General features: G+C 72.5%; 15 protein-coding genes and 1 pseudogene. 13 read left to right on the forward strand and 3 right to left on the reverse strand.

From position 1 onward, the window contains the following. Positions 1 to 6: 6 nt before the first annotated feature. Positions 7 to 585 carry a hypothetical protein gene (locus tag QP939_RS24770; protein ID WP_285459194.1) on the forward strand — a complete coding sequence of 193 codons (579 nt, stop codon included), beginning with the start codon at positions 7 to 9 and terminating at the stop codon, positions 583 to 585. Here the strand turns inward: QP939_RS24770 and QP939_RS24775 are convergent. Together QP939_RS24775 and QP939_RS24780 are read right to left on the reverse strand one after the other, a co-directional pair. Then, positions 586 to 1,777, reverse strand: a pseudogene (locus tag QP939_RS24775) (lipase family protein). It abuts the gene before it with no gap. Next, a complete protein-coding gene (locus tag QP939_RS24780) occupies positions 1,774 to 2,337 on the reverse strand; it encodes a hypothetical protein (RefSeq protein WP_285459195.1) in 564 nt (187 codons plus the stop codon). Before QP939_RS24780 ends, QP939_RS24775 begins: the two are co-directional and overlap by 4 nt. Before the next feature lie 318 nt (positions 2,338 to 2,655). Here QP939_RS24780 and QP939_RS24785 point away from each other — a divergent pair, with 318 nt between their 5' ends. The 12 genes from QP939_RS24785 (at position 2,656) to QP939_RS24840 (ending at position 14,557) form a co-directional block, all read left to right on the forward strand. Continuing rightward, a complete protein-coding gene (locus QP939_RS24785; RefSeq protein WP_285459196.1) occupies positions 2,656 to 3,885 on the forward strand; it encodes a DUF6801 domain-containing protein in 1,230 nt (409 codons plus the stop codon). Positions 3,886 to 3,950: 65 nt separating this feature from the next. Continuing rightward, on the forward strand, positions 3,951 to 5,024 hold the full coding sequence (locus tag QP939_RS24790; RefSeq protein WP_285459197.1) for a DUF6801 domain-containing protein: 1,074 nt from the start codon (positions 3,951 to 3,953) through the stop codon (positions 5,022 to 5,024). Between the two features lie 98 nt (positions 5,025 to 5,122). Beyond that, complete coding sequence (locus QP939_RS24795) at positions 5,123 to 6,442, forward strand: MSMEG_0569 family flavin-dependent oxidoreductase (RefSeq protein ID WP_285459198.1); 1,320 nt, start codon at positions 5,123 to 5,125, stop codon at positions 6,440 to 6,442. Further along, positions 6,442 to 7,278 carry an amidohydrolase family protein gene (locus tag QP939_RS24800; RefSeq protein WP_285459199.1) on the forward strand — a complete coding sequence of 279 codons (837 nt, stop codon included), beginning with the start codon at positions 6,442 to 6,444 and terminating at the stop codon, positions 7,276 to 7,278. The genes QP939_RS24795 and QP939_RS24800 overlap by 1 nt, the downstream gene beginning before the upstream one ends. Before the next feature lie 4 nt (positions 7,279 to 7,282). Continuing rightward, positions 7,283 to 7,795: an MSMEG_0572/Sll0783 family nitrogen starvation response protein gene (locus QP939_RS24805; protein ID WP_020638179.1), complete on the forward strand. Its 513-nt coding sequence runs from the start codon at positions 7,283 to 7,285 to the stop codon at positions 7,793 to 7,795. Between the two features lie 8 nt (positions 7,796 to 7,803). Then, positions 7,804 to 8,874, forward strand: coding sequence for an MSMEG_0568 family radical SAM protein (locus QP939_RS24810; RefSeq protein WP_285459200.1), 1,071 nt, complete (start codon positions 7,804 to 7,806; stop codon positions 8,872 to 8,874). 1 nt (position 8,875) lies between these two features. Further along, positions 8,876 to 10,246 carry an MSMEG_0567/sll0787 family protein gene (locus tag QP939_RS24815; RefSeq protein ID WP_285459201.1) on the forward strand — a complete coding sequence of 457 codons (1,371 nt, stop codon included), beginning with the start codon at positions 8,876 to 8,878 and terminating at the stop codon, positions 10,244 to 10,246. After that, complete coding sequence (locus QP939_RS24820) at positions 10,243 to 11,073, forward strand: carbon-nitrogen hydrolase family protein (RefSeq protein WP_285459202.1); 831 nt, start codon at positions 10,243 to 10,245, stop codon at positions 11,071 to 11,073. Before QP939_RS24815 ends, QP939_RS24820 begins: the two co-directional genes overlap by 4 nt. Next, positions 11,074 to 11,904: a carbon-nitrogen hydrolase family protein gene (locus tag QP939_RS24825; RefSeq protein WP_285459203.1), complete on the forward strand. Its 831-nt coding sequence runs from the start codon at positions 11,074 to 11,076 to the stop codon at positions 11,902 to 11,904. Continuing rightward, the gene (locus QP939_RS24830) at positions 11,904 to 12,962 is read left to right on the forward strand and encodes an MSMEG_0565 family glycosyltransferase (RefSeq protein ID WP_285459204.1); all 1,059 of its coding nucleotides are present in this window, start codon (positions 11,904 to 11,906) and stop codon (positions 12,960 to 12,962) included. Before QP939_RS24825 ends, QP939_RS24830 begins: the two co-directional genes overlap by 1 nt. A 36-nt stretch (positions 12,963 to 12,998) precedes the next feature. Next, complete coding sequence (locus QP939_RS24835) at positions 12,999 to 13,337, forward strand: YciI family protein (RefSeq protein WP_285459205.1); 339 nt, start codon at positions 12,999 to 13,001, stop codon at positions 13,335 to 13,337. Between the two features lie 50 nt (positions 13,338 to 13,387). Beyond that, positions 13,388 to 14,557: an RNA polymerase sigma factor gene (locus tag QP939_RS24840; protein WP_331662635.1), complete on the forward strand. Its 1,170-nt coding sequence runs from the start codon at positions 13,388 to 13,390 to the stop codon at positions 14,555 to 14,557. On the opposite strand, the gene QP939_RS24845 is transcribed toward QP939_RS24840, so the two are convergent. Beyond that, positions 14,544 to 14,939: a hypothetical protein gene (locus QP939_RS24845; protein ID WP_285459206.1), complete on the reverse strand. Its 396-nt coding sequence runs from the start codon at positions 14,937 to 14,939 to the stop codon at positions 14,544 to 14,546. The genes QP939_RS24840 and QP939_RS24845 overlap by 14 nt on opposite strands. Positions 14,940 to 15,072 lie beyond the last annotated feature (133 nt).

The following is a 15,072-nucleotide window of genomic DNA, read 5'->3' on the forward strand; positions in this document are numbered from 1 at the left end:
CTTTCGATGGCACGCACGGGCGGTGAGGGCGAGATCCCCTCGGTCGCCGAACTGGTGAACCTCTCGGAGACGAGGCCGCTGGTCATCCGCGGTGAACTCGACCGCAAGCTCGCCGAGGAACCGGCCGCCGAACCCCGCCCCGACCCGCTGGCCATCCTCGACGCCGAGCTGGCGGCCGACGACGAGCCGGACGAACGCGCCCAGGACGCCCCGCCCGCCGACCCCTCGCGGCGGGCGAAGCCCTACGTCCTCGGTGCGGGCGCGGCCGTCGCGCTCGGGCTGGCCGCCGTCGTGCTGCTCCAGCCGCACCAGGTCGGCGGGACGCCCGTGCCGCCGCCCGGGGCCACCGCCTCGGCGCCGCCGACCTCCAGTGAACCCGTCGAGACGATGAGCGCCAGCCAGGCTCCGCCGCCGCTCACCGCCGAGGTGCACGACTCGCCGGTCCGGACCACCAGCGCGCCGGCCGCCGCGGGGCGCAAGCCCGCGCGCCCCGCGACGTCGGCGCCGCCGGAGGACCAGTGGCGCGAGTACGTCAGCTCGGTGATCAGCTCGTGGCAGGAGCACGGCCACGGCCGCAACCGCTGATCAGCAGCTCGCCGTCGCCGGCACCCCGGCGATCCGGTCCTTCACGAAGGCCAGGACGTCGGCGTTGCCGGTGTAGACGAGCGTGATGTGGTCGGTGTCGTAGGTCTTCCACGTCTCCGCCACGCCGGCCGCGCAGTACGTCTTGTGCAGCGTGTCGGCCTGCGCGAACTGCACCAGCTGGTCGCCGGTCGCGTGGTAGAGGAACACCGGCACCTTCGGCGGGCTGCCGCCGAGCTTGTTCTCGGTCAGCCGCGCCACCCACGCCGGCTTGATGTAGCCGGGACCGGTCGTGTCAGTCCGCGATCTTCTGGTTCGCGTACGTCGTGAGCAGCTCGAACGTGCACGCGCTCTGCTTCATTTCGGCGAGCTTCGCGCGGCCGTTGTCGCTCAGGAACGAGTCGAGCTGCAGCTCCGGGTAGGCCTGGTCGAGCCCGAGCAGCGCGTAGGCGAAGACGCCGAAGCCGAACTTGCCGTCGAGCTGCAGTGTCACCTGCACCAGGTCCGCGGGCACGCCGCCCGCGGCGATCCCGACGAGGTTCAGCTCCGGCGCGTACGTCGGCTGCTGCTCGCCCGCCCAGGCCGCGGCGCCGCCGCCCTGGGAGTAGCCGCGGAAGACGATCTTCGACGTCGAAGACAGTCCGGCGGCGGTGAGGCGCTGGGCCGCGCGGACCCCGTCGATCACGGCCGGGCCTTCGGAGCGGCCCACCACGTACGTCGTCTTCGGCGCGCTCTGGTAGCCCTCGTAGTCCGGGACCGATACGGCGTATCCCGCGTCGAGCAGGTCGTCGAGACCGGGCTGCTCGTAGAAGGCGCCGATGTCGATCATCTTCGACGGCGTGCAGGCGAACGCGGGCCCGTGCGTGCCGGGCGCGAACGAGACGATCGGCGCCGTGGCCCGGTTCGCGTTCTTCGGCACGAGCACGGTGCCGGTGACCGCGTCGGGCTGCCCGAGCGCGTTCGTGGACAGGTACATCACCTGCCACGCGTCGACCGATGCCTTGCGCGGCCCCGCGTTCGACGTCCGCCAGCGGATCACGTCACCCGGTTTGCCCGCCGGCAGCGGGGACGGCGGGGTGTAGAACGAATCGTCGAACGGGCCGGTCCCGGCCGCCGGGGCCGCCGAAGCCACGGGCGTGAACGCGGTCGCGAGCACCAGCGCCACGAACACGGCGAGCACGCGGCGGGCCGTCACGAGCCGGTCCCGTAGACGCGCTTGCAGGTCGCGGACTCGCTGAAGGCCAGGTCCAGCTCGGGGTTCGCCTTGAGCTCCTTGATCGGGCCTTCGGGGTTGGTGAGCTGCCCCATGGTGGCGTCGGCTTCGGAGATGACCTTGCGCAGGCTGGCGTCGTCGGTCACCTTCGCCTGCTCCATCTTGGTCTTCGTCTCGCCGACCTTGGTCCTGGTCTCGGTGAGGTTGCCGGTCGCCTTGTCCACAACGGACTGTCCATCCGGGACGGGCGGAACGCCCGCGGTGCGGATGCCGCCCGCCATGTCGTCGAGGGCGGAGCCGAGCTTGCCCAGGAAGTCGACCATCGCGGCCCGCGTCTTCACCGGGTCGGCGCTGTCGACGGCCGGCGGCTGGGAGAGCTTCGCCGAGCCCGCGGCCACCCCGGTGCACACCTTGTCGACCCAGGCCAGTGCCGCGGGGTCGGCGTGCCTGCCGGGGTCGGCCGGCGCGTCGGAAGAGCAGGCGGCGCACGACAGAAGCGCGGCCGCCGACATCGCGAGCGCCGCGCTGTGCATTCTTTTCATGAGTTTCGAGGCTACGCAGCACGGTTGCGCACGGGCAAGGAGAGAATGGCGGGTTGGCACGTGCGTCAACATTCCGCGGAGTGGATTTGTCACGCCCGTCAGCGCTTCGGAGACGACCCTGTACTGGGGAAACCTGCCTCACCCTGCTAGGAACCCGTGCCGGGCGACGTGCTCGGGTGACAATTTGCCGGGTCCGTGTGGCCTTTTTACCGAAAGCCCTTGATCGGCACCAGTCGCGCTCGTTAGCTTACGGGCCGGTCGCGATTTCCAAGAAACGCGCGCCGTTTCGTATCACTGTTGATACACGGAAGGACCATCGTGAGTCACCCAAGAGGCAAGAAGAAGACGGTCGCGGCGGTCGCGGCCGCGGGCGCGGTGGGGCTGGTCGCCACCGCACTGGTCGCCGGGGCGCAGACCAGCGCCGCGGACCCGATCTCGCTGACGCTGAACTACCACTGCACCTTCCCGCTGGTCGGGTCGCAGTCGCTGAAGGTGGTGATCAACACCGACCTGCCGACCACGGTGAACACCGGGCAGCCGACCGGCGCGTTCGACATCAAGGCCGTGTCCACCATCAACGCCGACACCGTCAGCGGGCTGAGCCTGATCGGTGCCACGACGCTCGAGGGCACCGCGGCGGCCGCCGCGACCGTGGCCGCGCCGGGCCTCAACCTGCCGGTCAACGTCCCGATCACGCTGGACAAGACGAACATCCCGGCGTCGGGCGAGATGAGCATCAACGCGGCGGGCAAGACGCCGTCGCTGACGTTCACCCAGGCCGGCCAGGCGAAGATCACCGTCGGTGACCTGAACCTCAAGGTCACCCCGCGCAAGGCCGACGGCTCGGTCACCGGCATCACGCCGGACGGCACCATCGACGCGCCCTGCACGCAGGACAGCGGCCAGAACAACACCCTCGCCACGATCACCATCAACGGCGGTGGCGGCACGACGACCCCGCCGGTCACCACCCCGCCGACGACGACACCCCCGACCACGACGCCGCCGACGATGACCCCGCCCACCACGACCCCGCCCGGTGGTGGCATCAAGTACTCCTTCGGCATCACCGGCCAGACCGCGCTGAAGACGCTCGGCAGCACGGCGCCGATCACCGGCTCGTTCGACGCCGACGTCAACCTGTCGGCCAAGACGTTCACCGGGAACCTGCAGCTGAACCCGACGCACACCGACTTCAAGCTCTTCGGCTTCGTGCAGGGCAGCTCGGACGTCAAGGTCGTGCAGAACGGCCCGCAGACCGGTGAGCTGGTGGGCACCGGCTTCAAGGCGCACATCAAGTTCGACACGTTCCTCACCACGGTCAACCTGTTCGGCATCCCGATCAGCACCGACCCGAAGTGCGGCACGGTCAGCCCGTCGACCAGCGAGATGACCACCGGCCCCGACTTCGACCTGCTCAAGGGCGGCAAGCTCTCCGGCACCTACTCGCTGTCCGCGCTGCAGAACTGCGGCTCGTTCAACGACATCATCAGCGCGTTCGCCAAGAGCGACGGCAACACGCTGGAACTGAACCTCGCCAAGAAGTGACCCGATCTGCCGGCCCCCGTCGCGCCGCGGCGGGGGCCGGTGCCATGCCACGGAGAGGAAAGCCCGTGCCGAAAGCCCGGTCGTTGCTCGCGGCGGGCCTCGCCTGCCTCGCCGCGTTCGCCGTCGCCACGCCCGCGTGGGCGTCGACGCCGGTGGACAGGAAGCTCAGCTACACGTGCCCGTTCCCGTTGATCGGGCTGCAGAAGCTGGACGTGGAGATCAAGGCGTCGTTCGACGTGCCGTCGGCGCCGGGCGGCACGTTCACCACCTCGGATCTCGCGGTCTCGGTGACCGTGCCGGACAAGTCCACGCGCGGCCTGGCCCTGGTCGGCGCGGCGAGCATCGAAGGGACGGCGTCCGCAGGGGTGACGCTGGCCAACGGCTCGCTGACGCTGCCGCTGAGCCTGCCGATGGCGGTGGCGAAGACGGCGGTGCCGCCGTCGGGGGCGTTCACCACCCCGGCGACCGGCTCGGTGCCGCCGGTCCAGCTGCCGAACGCGGGCAAGACGACGCTGACGATCGGGGACTTCAGCACCCGGCTGACGCCGAAGAAGGCCGACGGCTCCTTCACCGGGCTGGGCTCGTTCACTTCGGACTGCACGCTCGACCCGGGCCAGGACCCGGTGCTGCTGAGCTTCGACCTGGGCGGGACGCAGTCGTCGGTCACCTACGACGTCACCGGGTCGACGACGGTGCGGGCGCTGGGGGTCGCACCGCCGGTGACCGGGTCGGTCACGGTCGGCCGGGAGCTCACGCCGTCGTTCGACCCGGCGCGGACGGAGTTCAAGGTGTTCGGGTTCGTGCCGGGCACGGCGGACCTGCGGTTCACCCCGGACGGCCCGCAGGCGGTCGAACCGGACGGCGGCGGGTTCGTCGCGCACGCGAAGCTCGCGCTGGCGGTGCCCCAGGCGACGCTGTTCGGGCTGCCCGTCGCCGACGCGACGTGCCGGGCGAGCGCGCCGATCCCGGTGGACCTGCGCACGGGCAGCGGCTTCACGGCGGCCACGGGCGGCCCGGTGTCGGGGACGTACACGATCCCGCCGCTGACCGGGTGCGGCACGTTCACCGCGTACTTGAGCTCGTTGTTCCAGGGAGAGGGCAACGCGTTCGCGCTGACTCTCGCCGCGCGCCGAGGTTAACCGCACGCGGGGAGAAGCGTTACTCCACGGAGTTCTGGTAACACGCCGGTGTTCCGGGGGAAACGGTCCGGAAATCGTTCGCCGGTGCACTGATCGGCATGGACTTCCAGCTCGACGGCCTGCACCGGCCGGTGATCGTGGTCGGCGGCGGCCAGGCGGGACTCTCGATGTCCCACTGCCTGACCGCCGCCGGGGTCGGGCACCTGGTGCTCGAACGCGAGCGCGCGGGGCACGAATGGCGGACCCGCCGCTGGGACAGCTTCTGCCTGGTGACACCGAACTGGCAATGCCGGCTGCCCGGGTTCCCCTACGCGGGCGACGATCCCGACGGGTTCATGGTCCGGGACGAGATCGTCGCCTACCTCGAGGCCTACGTGCGGGCGTTCGACGTCCCGCTCCACGAGGGCGTCGAGGCGACGCGGCTGCGGCAGCTGCCCGGCGGCGGGTTCCGGCTCACCACCTCGGCCGGCGAGCTGACCGCCGACCACGTCGTGCTGGCCACCGGCCCGTACCAGGTGCCGCTGAAGCCGCGGCTGGCCGAACGGCTGCCCGAGCACGTCGTGCAGCTGCACTCGGCCGAGTACCGCAACCCCGCTCAGCTGCCCGACGGCGACGTGCTCGTCGTCGGCACCGGGCAGTCCGGCTGCCAGATCGCCGAGGACCTGCACCTGGCCGGGCGCCGGGTGCACCTGGCCGTCGGGTCGGCGCCGCGGGTGGCCCGGCGCTACCGGGGCCGCGACGTCGTCGCCTGGCTCGACGAGATGGGCTACTACGCCCGGGGGATCGACGAGTTCGCCGACGCGGACGCCGTGCGGTTCCGGGCCAACCACTACGTCACCGGCCGCGACGGCGGACATGACATCGACCTGCGCGCGTTCGCCGCGGACGGGATGCAGCTCTACGGCCGGCTCGACACCGTCCGAAGTGGACAGCTGGGCTTCGCGGACGACCTGCGCCGCAACCTCGACGCCGCCGACGCCGTGTCCGAAGGCATCAAGGACTCGATCGACGCCTTCATCGCGCAGCGCGGGATCGCGGCGCCGCGGGAACCGCGTTACCAGCCGGTGTGGCAGCCGCCGGACGGGCCGCGCACCCTCGACGCGGAAGCGCTTTCCGTCGTCGTCTGGAGCACCGGGTTCGGCCGCGACCACCGCTGGATCGACGTCCCCGTCTTCGACGGCAAGGGCTATCCCACCCACCACCGCGGCGTGACCAGCTGTCCCGGCCTGTACTTCCTCGGCCTGCCGTGGCAGCACACCTGGGGCTCCGGCCGCTTCTGCGGGGTCGCCGCGGACGCCGAGTACCTGACCCGGCGGATCACCGGCGGCGGCCGCGGGGACGTCCGGTGGATCTCCGGCACACCGGTGAGTACCTACCCCGCCGACGACGACTGGGTCGCGCCGCGGACGGTGGCCTGATGAGGTGGACCAACGACGCCCACCGGCACCTGGGCGTGCTCCCGGCGTACCCGTTCTACGACGGGCCGCCGGTCGCGCCCGCGATCGGCAGCCGCGCGACGATCGGCGAGCTGCTGTCCGATTTGGACCGTGAGGGCACCGAACGCGCACTGGTGATCCCGAACTACGGCGTGCCCGACCCGGCGATCGCGTTCTCCTTCAACGAACTCTGCGTCGAGGCGGCGGCGAAGGACGACCGGATCAGCGCCGCGCTCTGGGTGTCCCCGCGCGCCGAAGACGCCGACCGGACCGAAGCGGCCCTGAAGCTGGCGGGCGAAGACGGTGTGCGGGCTTTGAAGCTCAGCTTCCTGCTGGGCGGCCGGGCGTCCGATCCCGCCTGCGAGCCGCAGCTGGACCGGATCTTCGCCACCGCGCGGGAGCACGACCTCGTCGTGCACGTCCACACCTCGCCGGGCGCGGCTTCGGACATCGACGAGGTGGGCAAGCTCGTCGACACCTACGCCGACGACGTCAAGCTGCACCTCGTCCACTTCGGCGGCGGCATGAGCGGGCACATCAAGCTCGTCGGCGGCCGCTTCTTCGACTGGATCGCCGCCGGCAAGCAGGTCTACACGGACCTGTCGTGGGCGATCGGCTTCACCCCGCGCTGGCTCGTCGACGAGATCTCGCGGCGGGGCATCGGCCACGACCGCGTGCTGTTCGCCTCCGACCAGCCGTGGGGCGATCACGAGGGCGAACTCGCCAAGCTGGCCGCCGCGGCCGGCGACGGCGAGCTCGCCGACCTGGTTTTCCGCGGCACGTTCGACGTGCTGTACGGACCGAAGAAAGGGAAATAGACCGATGGCAGAGCTGACCGAAACCGAGAAGACCAGCCTCGACGAGATCCCGCACCCGTCGCTGCCGCAGGGGTCCAACATCTACGGCGGGACCAAGGTCTTCCCGGACTACCAGGCCGAACCGGGCCAGAGCTACTTCACGCTCGTGCACGGCATCGCGCACGAGTCGTCGGTGAGCTTCGTGGCGATCCTGCAGGCGACCCGCGCGCTGCGGAAGGGCTTCGAGGCGGCGATCTACTTCTACGGCCCGGGTTCGCTGAACTGCCTGGCCACCCGCGGCTTCCCGACCACCGGCAACGCCGCTTTCCCGGGCGAGCTGAACATCAACGACCAGCTCAAGACGTTCATCTCCGAGGGCGGCAAGGCCTACTGCTGCCGGTTCGGGCTGTCGCTGCACGGCGCGCGCGAAGAGGACCTCATCGAGGGCGTCATCCCGACGCACCCCCTCGACGTCCAGGACGCGCTGATCCACTACGCGCGCAAGGGCGCCATCATCAACTCCACCTACATGTTCTAGGAGCGGCTGTGCGCGTTGGCATCGAAGAAGATCTGGACACCCGCGCCGACATCGCCGTCCGCGGAGTGCGGGTGGACGCACCCGTGCAGCGCAGCAAAGGCGCCGGGCCGAGCGACGACGGCCACCTGGTCGTCGACGGTGCCAACGCCACGCTGCCGCTGAACGACGACAGCCCGTACGAGGTCCGCGACGGCCGGATCCACCGCGGGACGGTCGACCTCGGCCTGAGCGTGACCCCGGTGGCGCGGCCGCGGTTCTACGACCTGTCCACATCGGACGGAGTGCCGTACCGGAAGATCGCGCTGCTGCACGGCAAGGACGTCCTCGCGACGACCGTCGTGCAGACGTGCGTCCGGTACGTCGAGGACCAGCGCTGCCGGTTCTGCACCATCGAGGAGTCGCTGCGGGCCGGGTCCACGGTGGCCGCGAAGACGCCGCAGCAGCTCGCGGAGGTCGCCGAAGCCGCGGTGCGCCTCGACGGCGTCCGGCAGATGGTGATGACGACCGGCACCACGGCCGGGCCGGACCGCGGTGCCCGGCACCTCGTCCGGTGCGTCCGGGCGGTGCTCGACGCCGTGCCGGGCCTGCCGATCCAGGTGCAGATCGAACCACCCGGCGACCTCGGCGTGCTCACCGAACTGCGGGACGCCGGGGCGACGTCGATCGGCATCCACGTCGAGTCGCTCGACGACGACGTCCGGCGGCGCTGGATGCCGGGGAAGTCGACCGTGCCGCTGGCCGAGTACGAGGCCGCGTGGGCGGAGGCGGTCCGGGTGTTCGGCCGCAACCGCGTCTCGACGTACCTGCTGATCGGGCTCGGCGAGCACCCGGACGACCTGGTCGAAGGCGCCGGACGGCTCATCGACATGGGCGTCTACCCGTTCGTCGTCCCGATGCGGCCGATGCTCGGCACCCTGGCCCGCCGCGACGGCGCCACCGCGCCTCCACCGTCACTGGTCGCCGACGTCACGAGCCGGGTCGCGGCGCTGCTGCGGGCCGCCGGGATGACCGGCGCCGACCAGGAGGCCGGGTGCGCCGCGTGCGGTGCCTGCGGGCTGCTCAGCGCGGCGGGAGGCTGACGTGGACCACGACATCCTCGCCCTGCTCGGTGACGTCCGCAGCGTCGCCGCCCGCCCGGCGTTCCACATCGAAGAAGCAGGCCACAGTGGACTGACGGCCTACCGCGCGTTGCGCCACGAGGCTTTCGTGGCGCGGCAAGGGCTGTTCACCGGGCACGACCTCGACGACCACGACACCGACCCGCGCACGATCGTGCTGGTCGCGCGGGACACCGCCGGAGACGTGCTCGGCGGGGTCCGGCTCGGCCCGGCCACCGACGGGCCCGACCTCGGCTGGTGGCGGGGCGGGCGCTTGGTCGTCGCGCCCGGTTCGCCACCCGGCATCGGCTCGGCGCTGGTCCGCGCGGCTTGCGCCCGGGCCGAGGCCGAAGGCGCGCTGCGGTTCGAAGCGACCGTGCAGACCCGCACTGAAAAGCTGTTCACCCGGCTCGGCTGGCAGCGCGTGCGGCCCGTGACGGTCGCCGGTCACGACCATGTGCTGATGCGCTGGCCGATCGGCCGGATCGCCGCGCTGGCCCGGTCGGCGAAGGCCGCGCTGGGGCCGTTGCTGCGCGGGCTGACCGGCGTACCCGGCTTCGTCGGCGACGACGGCGTCCCGCTGCCCGGCACCGACGTCGTCGCGGCCTGCGACGCGATCATCCCGGCCATGGTCGAGCGCGATCCGGAATGGGCGGGCTGGTGCTCGGTGCTGGTCAACCTCAACGACCTGGCGGCGATGGGCGCCACGCCGACGGGACTGCTCGACGCGCTCGGCGCCCGGGACGCGTCCTTCGCCGCCCGTGTCCTCAGTGGACTGCGGAAGGCGAGCGAGGCTTACGGCGTGCCGGTGCTCGGCGGGCACACCCAGTTCGGCGTCCCGGCTTCGCTGTCGGTCACCGCGCTGGGCCGGACCACCGACCCCGTGCCCGGCGGCGGTGGGCGGCCCGGGCAGCGGGTCTGGCTCACCGCCGACCTCGGCGGCGGCTGGCGGCCCGGGTACACCGGGCGGCAATGGGACTCGACGAGCTTCCGCCGCACGCCCGAACTGCGCGAACTGCTCGGCTCGGTGGCGAAGGCGAGACCGGCCGCGGCCAAGGACGTCTCGATGGCCGGGATCGCCGGAACGCTCGGCATGCTCGCCGAGGCGTCCGGCTGCGGCGCAGTGCTCGACGTCGACAAGGTGCCACGGCCGCGGGGAGCGTCCACAGGGGACTGGCTGACCTGCTTCCCGGGCTTCGCGATGCTGACCGCCGGTGCCCCGGCGCCCGCCGGGCCCGCGGTCACCGCGGCCTGCGGCGAGCTGGTGGCCGGCACCGGCGTCACGTTGCGCTGGCCCGACGGCGAACGGACGACCGCCATCGACGGCGGCGTCACCGGATTGGGGAACTCATGACGACACTGAGGATGGCCGCGGTCGCCGCGCCGTTCGACCGCGACCTCGAAGCCGACTTCGCCCGCATCGAAAAGCTGATCGGCGAGGCGAAGGCCGAGGGGGTGCGGCTGCTGGCACTGCCCGAGGCCGCGCTCGGCGGCTACCTCGCCAACCTCGACGGCGGCGCAGAGGGCCCGCCCGCGCTGACCGTCGACGGTCCGGAGGTGCGGCGGCTGGCCGCCTTGGCGGGCGACCTCGTGGTCACGGCCGGCTACTGCGAGATCGCCGACGGCCGCCGCTACAACTCCGCGGTGTGCGTCACCGGCGACGGCGTCCTCGGCCACCACCGCAAGGTGCACCAGCCCCTGGCCGAGAACGCCAGCTACGGCGCGGGGCGGGGGTTCGCCGCGTTCGACACGCCGGTCGGGCGGCTGGGCATGCTCATCTGCTACGACAAGGCGTTCCCCGAATCCGCGCGGGCCCTGGCGCTGGACGGCGCCGAGATCGTCGTCTGCATGAGTGCCTGGCCCGGCAGCCGCACCAACGCGGCGCCCGATCTCGAGCAGGACCGCTGGAAACGCCGGTTCGACCTGTTCGACCGGGCCCGTGCGCTGGAGAACCAGATCGTCTGGCTCTCGGCCAACCAGTCCGGCACCTTCGGCGACCTGCGGTTCGTCGCCAGCGCCAAGGTCGTCGACCCCGGCGGCGAGGTCCTCGCCGACACCGGCGTCGGCGAGGGCGTGGCGATCGCCGAACTCGACGTCCGGCGGGCACTGGCCACGGCCCGGCGGTCGATGGGGCACCTGGCCGACCGACGGCCCGACGCCTACCCCGTTAGTGTCCCGTGAATGGGGCAGACCCGGATCGCCGCCGTGGCCGCGCACTTCGGCCGCGACCTCGACTTCGACCTCCAGCGCATCGCGACGCTGATCGACCACGCGCGCTCGTCCGGCGTCGCGCTGCTGGTGCTGCCGGACGCGGCCCTCGGCGGGTACCTCGCCGACCTGCGCCACCCGGACCCGGACGCGCTGCCCCCGGCGCTCGACCCGGACTGCGCGCAGCTGAAGACCATCGCCTCGCTCGCCGGGGAGATGGTCGTCTGCGTGGGCTACTGCGAGGCCGACGGCCCGCGGCGCTACAACTCCGCGGTGTGCGTCACCGGCGACGGCGTGCTCGGCCGGCACCGCAAGGTGCACCAGCCGCCGGGGGAGAGCGTCGCCTACGCGCCGGGTGACCGGTTCGCCGCGTTCGACACGCCGGTCGGGCGGCTGGGCATGCTGATCGACTACGACAAGACGTTCCCCGAGTCGGCCCGGTCGCTCGCGCTCGACGGCGCCGACATCGTCGCCTGCCTGAGCGCCTGGCCGACCAGCATCACCAACCGCGCGCCCCGGATGGCGCAGGACCGCCAGTCGCGGCTGTTCGACCTCTACGACCAGGCGCGGGCGGCGGAGAACCAGGTCGTGCTCGTCTCGTCCAACCAGACCGGCGCGATGGGCGGGATGCGGTTCCTCGGCCAGGCCAAGGTCGTCGGCCCCGGCGGGGAGATCCTGGCGCGGACCTGGTCGAAGGCCGGGATCGCGGTCGCCGAGCTGGAGGTCGAGCAGGAGCTCGCGAACGCCCGCCGCGTGCTGCACCACCTGGGGGAACGGAAACCCGAGGTCTACCGGGAGGCCTGATGCGGATCGCCCTGCTGAGCTACTCCACCAAGCCCCGCGGCGGGGTCGTGCACACCCTGGCGCTGGCCGAGGCGCTGGCGGACCTCGGCGAGGACGTCACCGTGTGGACGCTCGGACGGGGTGGCGACGCGGGGTTCTTCCGGCCCGTCGACCCGCGCGTGCGGCTGGCGGTCGTCCCGTTCCCGGACGTGCCCGGCGAAGGCGTCGGCGAGCGGATCCTGCGGTCGATCGCCGTGCTGCGGGCGGCGTTCACCCCGGACGCCTACGACGTCGTGCACGCGCAGGACTGCATCAGCGCCAACGCCGTCGACGCCTGCGTCCGCACGATCCACCACCTCGACACCTTCACCACGCCCGAGCTGGCCGCCTGCCACGAACGCGCGATCGTCCGGCCGTACGCGCACATCTGCGTCTCGGCGTCGGTGGCGGCGGAGGTCCGCGACGGCTGGGGCATCGAGGCGGCGGTCATCCCCAACGGCGTCGACTACGACCGCTTCGCGACCGCGTCGCGCACGACCGAGCGGGGCCGGTACGTGCTCGCCGTCGGCGGGATCGAGCCGCGGAAGGGCTCGCTCGACCTCCTCGAGGCGTACGCGCTGCTGGCCGAGCCGGACCTGCGGCTGTTCATCGCGGGCGGCGAGACGCTCTTCGACTACCGCGACTACCGCACGCGCTGGGAGAAACGCGCTGCCGAGCTGGGTGTCGAGCCGGTCGTGCTGGGGCCGGTCGCGCACGACGAGCTGCCGTCGCTGGTCGCGTCGGCGGCGGTGTTCGCCTTCCCGTCCACGAAGGAGGGCTTCGGGCTGGCCGCGATGGAGGCCCTGGCCGCCGGGGTGCCGGTCGTGACCCGCGACCTGCCGGTGCTGCGGGAGGTCTTCGGCGGGGCCGCGCGGTTCGCCGCGGACCCGCCCGGCTTCGCGCGCGAGCTGCGGGCCGCGCTCGGCGGTGCCGACCCGGAACCGGGGCGGGCACTGGCCCGGCGCTACACGTGGGCCGCGGCCGCTCGCGCGCACCGCGACTTCTACCGGTCGTTGTCGATTTCGCCGTTCCCCGCGTGACGGAGTAGGAAAGGACACGACTCGGGAGGAATGGACATGGCGCAGTACGCAGTGCTGATCTACGAGCGGGTGCCCGCCGAGGAGCTGCCGAAGGAGATCATGGACCGGCACATCGGCCTGCCGGACCGGATCGCCGAGCTCGGCGGGAAGGTCACCGCGGGCCTGGCCCTGCAGCCGAACGAAACCGCGACCGCCGTGCGGGGTGACCTGGTCACCGACGGGCCGTTCGTCGAGACCAAGGAGGTGCTGGCCGGGGTCTACCTCCTGGAGGCACGCGACCTCGACCACGCCCTGGCCTGCGCGAAGCTGACGCCGATCGTCGAAGGCGGTGTCGAGGTGCGGCCGCTGGTCGACTTCCAGGTGGTGCCGGACTGACCACCGCCGCCGACGCCGTCGCCGAAGCGCACCGTCGCGAGTGGGCCGCCGTGCTCGCCGCGACGGTGCGGGTCACCCGCGACCTCGACGAGGCCGAGGAAGCCGTCCAGGACGCCTACCTCCAAGCCTTGACGCGCTGGGCGGCCGACGGTGTCCCCGAGCGGCCCGGCGCGTGGCTGACCACGGTCGCGCGCCGGACCGCGCTCAACGGCGTCCGGCACCGGGAAGTGCTGCGGCGCAAGCTGCCGCTGCTCGTCGAGCCGGACACCGCCGAGCCGCCCGAACCCGCCGGGCCGATCCCCGACGACCGGCTCCGGCTCGTCTTCACCTGCTGCCACCCCGCGCTCGCGCAGGAAGCCCAGATCGCGCTCACGCTGCGGCTGGTCTGCGGCGTCGCGACGGCCGACATCGCGCACGCCTTCCTGGTGCCCGAGCCGACGATGGCCGCCCGCATCACCCGTGCCAAGAAGAAGATCGCCGCCGCGCGGATCCCGTACGCGGTGCCGTCGGCCGAAGACCTGCCCGCGCGGGTTTCGGTCGTGCTGACCGTCGTCCACCTGCTCTTCTCGGCCGGGCACACCGCGGCCTCCGGCGACGACCTGGTGCGCGACGAGCTGACCGGGCGCGCGCTCGACCTGGCGCGGCTGCTGCGCGCCCTGCTGCCCGCCGACACCGAGGTCGCCGGGCTGCTGGCCCTCCTGCTGGTCCACCAGGCCCGTCGCGCCACCCGTACCGACGGGGCCGGGCGGCTGCTGCGCCTGGAAGAGCAGGACCGGTCCCGCTGGGACACCGCGCTGGTCGCCGAGGCCGACCGGCTCGTCGTCGAGGCGCTGAAGGGCGGCCCGCCGGGGCGGTTCGCCGTCCAGGCCGCGATCGCCGCCCTGCACGCGCAGGCGCCGAGCTACGCCGAGACGGACTGGGCGCAGATTCTGACCCTCTACGACGTGCTGCTGCGGCTGTGGCCGTCGCCGGTGGTGGCGCTCAACCGCGCGGTCGCGGTGTCCATGGTGGACGGTCCCGCGGCCGCGCTCGAGGAGATCGCCCGGCTCGAGGGCGACCGCAGGCTGGCCGGCTACCGGTACCTGCCGGCCACCAAGGCGGACCTGCTGCACCGCCTCGGCCGCGACGCCGAAGCGGCCGAGTCCTACCGCGCCGCGCTCGCGTTGAGCGACAACGCCGTCGAGCAGGAGTTCCTCGCGGCGCGCCTCAGCGGCGCTTGACGAGGTACGGCTTCGCGCCGTCCCGGTACATCAGGACCCAGCCCGCGATCGTCAGCACCAGCGTCGCCAGGAAGAACACCAGATGCGCGAGGTCGCCGCCGTTCATCTCGTCCTGGGCCGCGAGCCCGATCAGCTGCCCCACCACGACGAAGGTGCCCAGCACGGCGAAGACCGCCAGCAGAGCGCGTGCCCAGGAGGCACCGTGGTACATGCCGAAGACCAGCAGCGCCCACAGCCCGCCCAGCAGCAGGAACGTGAACACCGCGACCCCGACGGGGAGCGGGGCGACCGTCGTCGTGGTCAGCACGGTGCCGTCGCCCGCCCGCTCCGACCGGTACGACGTGAACCGGATGAGGTTCCCGTCCAGCGCCTGGCTGAGCACCGAGCCGAGAACCCAGCACGCGACCGCGCCCCACCAGGCGAAGGCGGCCTTCCGGACCGGTGCCGGCCGCTCGACGCGGGACGTCGTGGAAGCCCATGGCGGCGCGGCCGGAAACCGGCCGTAGGGGTGGGTC

The sequence above is a fragment of the Amycolatopsis nalaikhensis genome, from assembly GCF_030264295.1.
GTDB classification, from domain to species: domain Bacteria; phylum Actinomycetota; class Actinomycetes; order Mycobacteriales; family Pseudonocardiaceae; genus Amycolatopsis; species Amycolatopsis nalaikhensis.

Excerpts from the sequence above, each read along its gene's own strand:
- QP939_RS24770 (WP_285459194.1), top strand. The coding sequence starts at position 7 with ATGGCACGCACGGGCGGTGAGGGCGAGATCCCCTCGGTCGCCGAACTG.
- QP939_RS24820 (WP_285459202.1), top strand. The coding sequence starts at position 10,243 with ATGACGACACTGAGGATGGCCGCGGTCGCCGCGCCGTTCGACCGCGAC.
- QP939_RS24825 (WP_285459203.1), top strand. The coding sequence starts at position 11,074 with ATGGGGCAGACCCGGATCGCCGCCGTGGCCGCGCACTTCGGCCGCGAC.
- QP939_RS24780 (WP_285459195.1), bottom strand. The coding sequence starts at position 2,337 with ATGAAAAGAATGCACAGCGCGGCGCTCGCGATGTCGGCGGCCGCGCTT.
- QP939_RS24795 (WP_285459198.1), top strand. The coding sequence starts at position 5,123 with ATGGACTTCCAGCTCGACGGCCTGCACCGGCCGGTGATCGTGGTCGGC.
- QP939_RS24805 (WP_020638179.1), top strand. The coding sequence starts at position 7,283 with ATGGCAGAGCTGACCGAAACCGAGAAGACCAGCCTCGACGAGATCCCG.
- QP939_RS24835 (WP_285459205.1), top strand. The coding sequence starts at position 12,999 with ATGGCGCAGTACGCAGTGCTGATCTACGAGCGGGTGCCCGCCGAGGAG.
- QP939_RS24800 (WP_285459199.1), top strand. The coding sequence starts at position 6,442 with ATGAGGTGGACCAACGACGCCCACCGGCACCTGGGCGTGCTCCCGGCG.
- QP939_RS24830 (WP_285459204.1), top strand. The coding sequence starts at position 11,904 with ATGCGGATCGCCCTGCTGAGCTACTCCACCAAGCCCCGCGGCGGGGTC.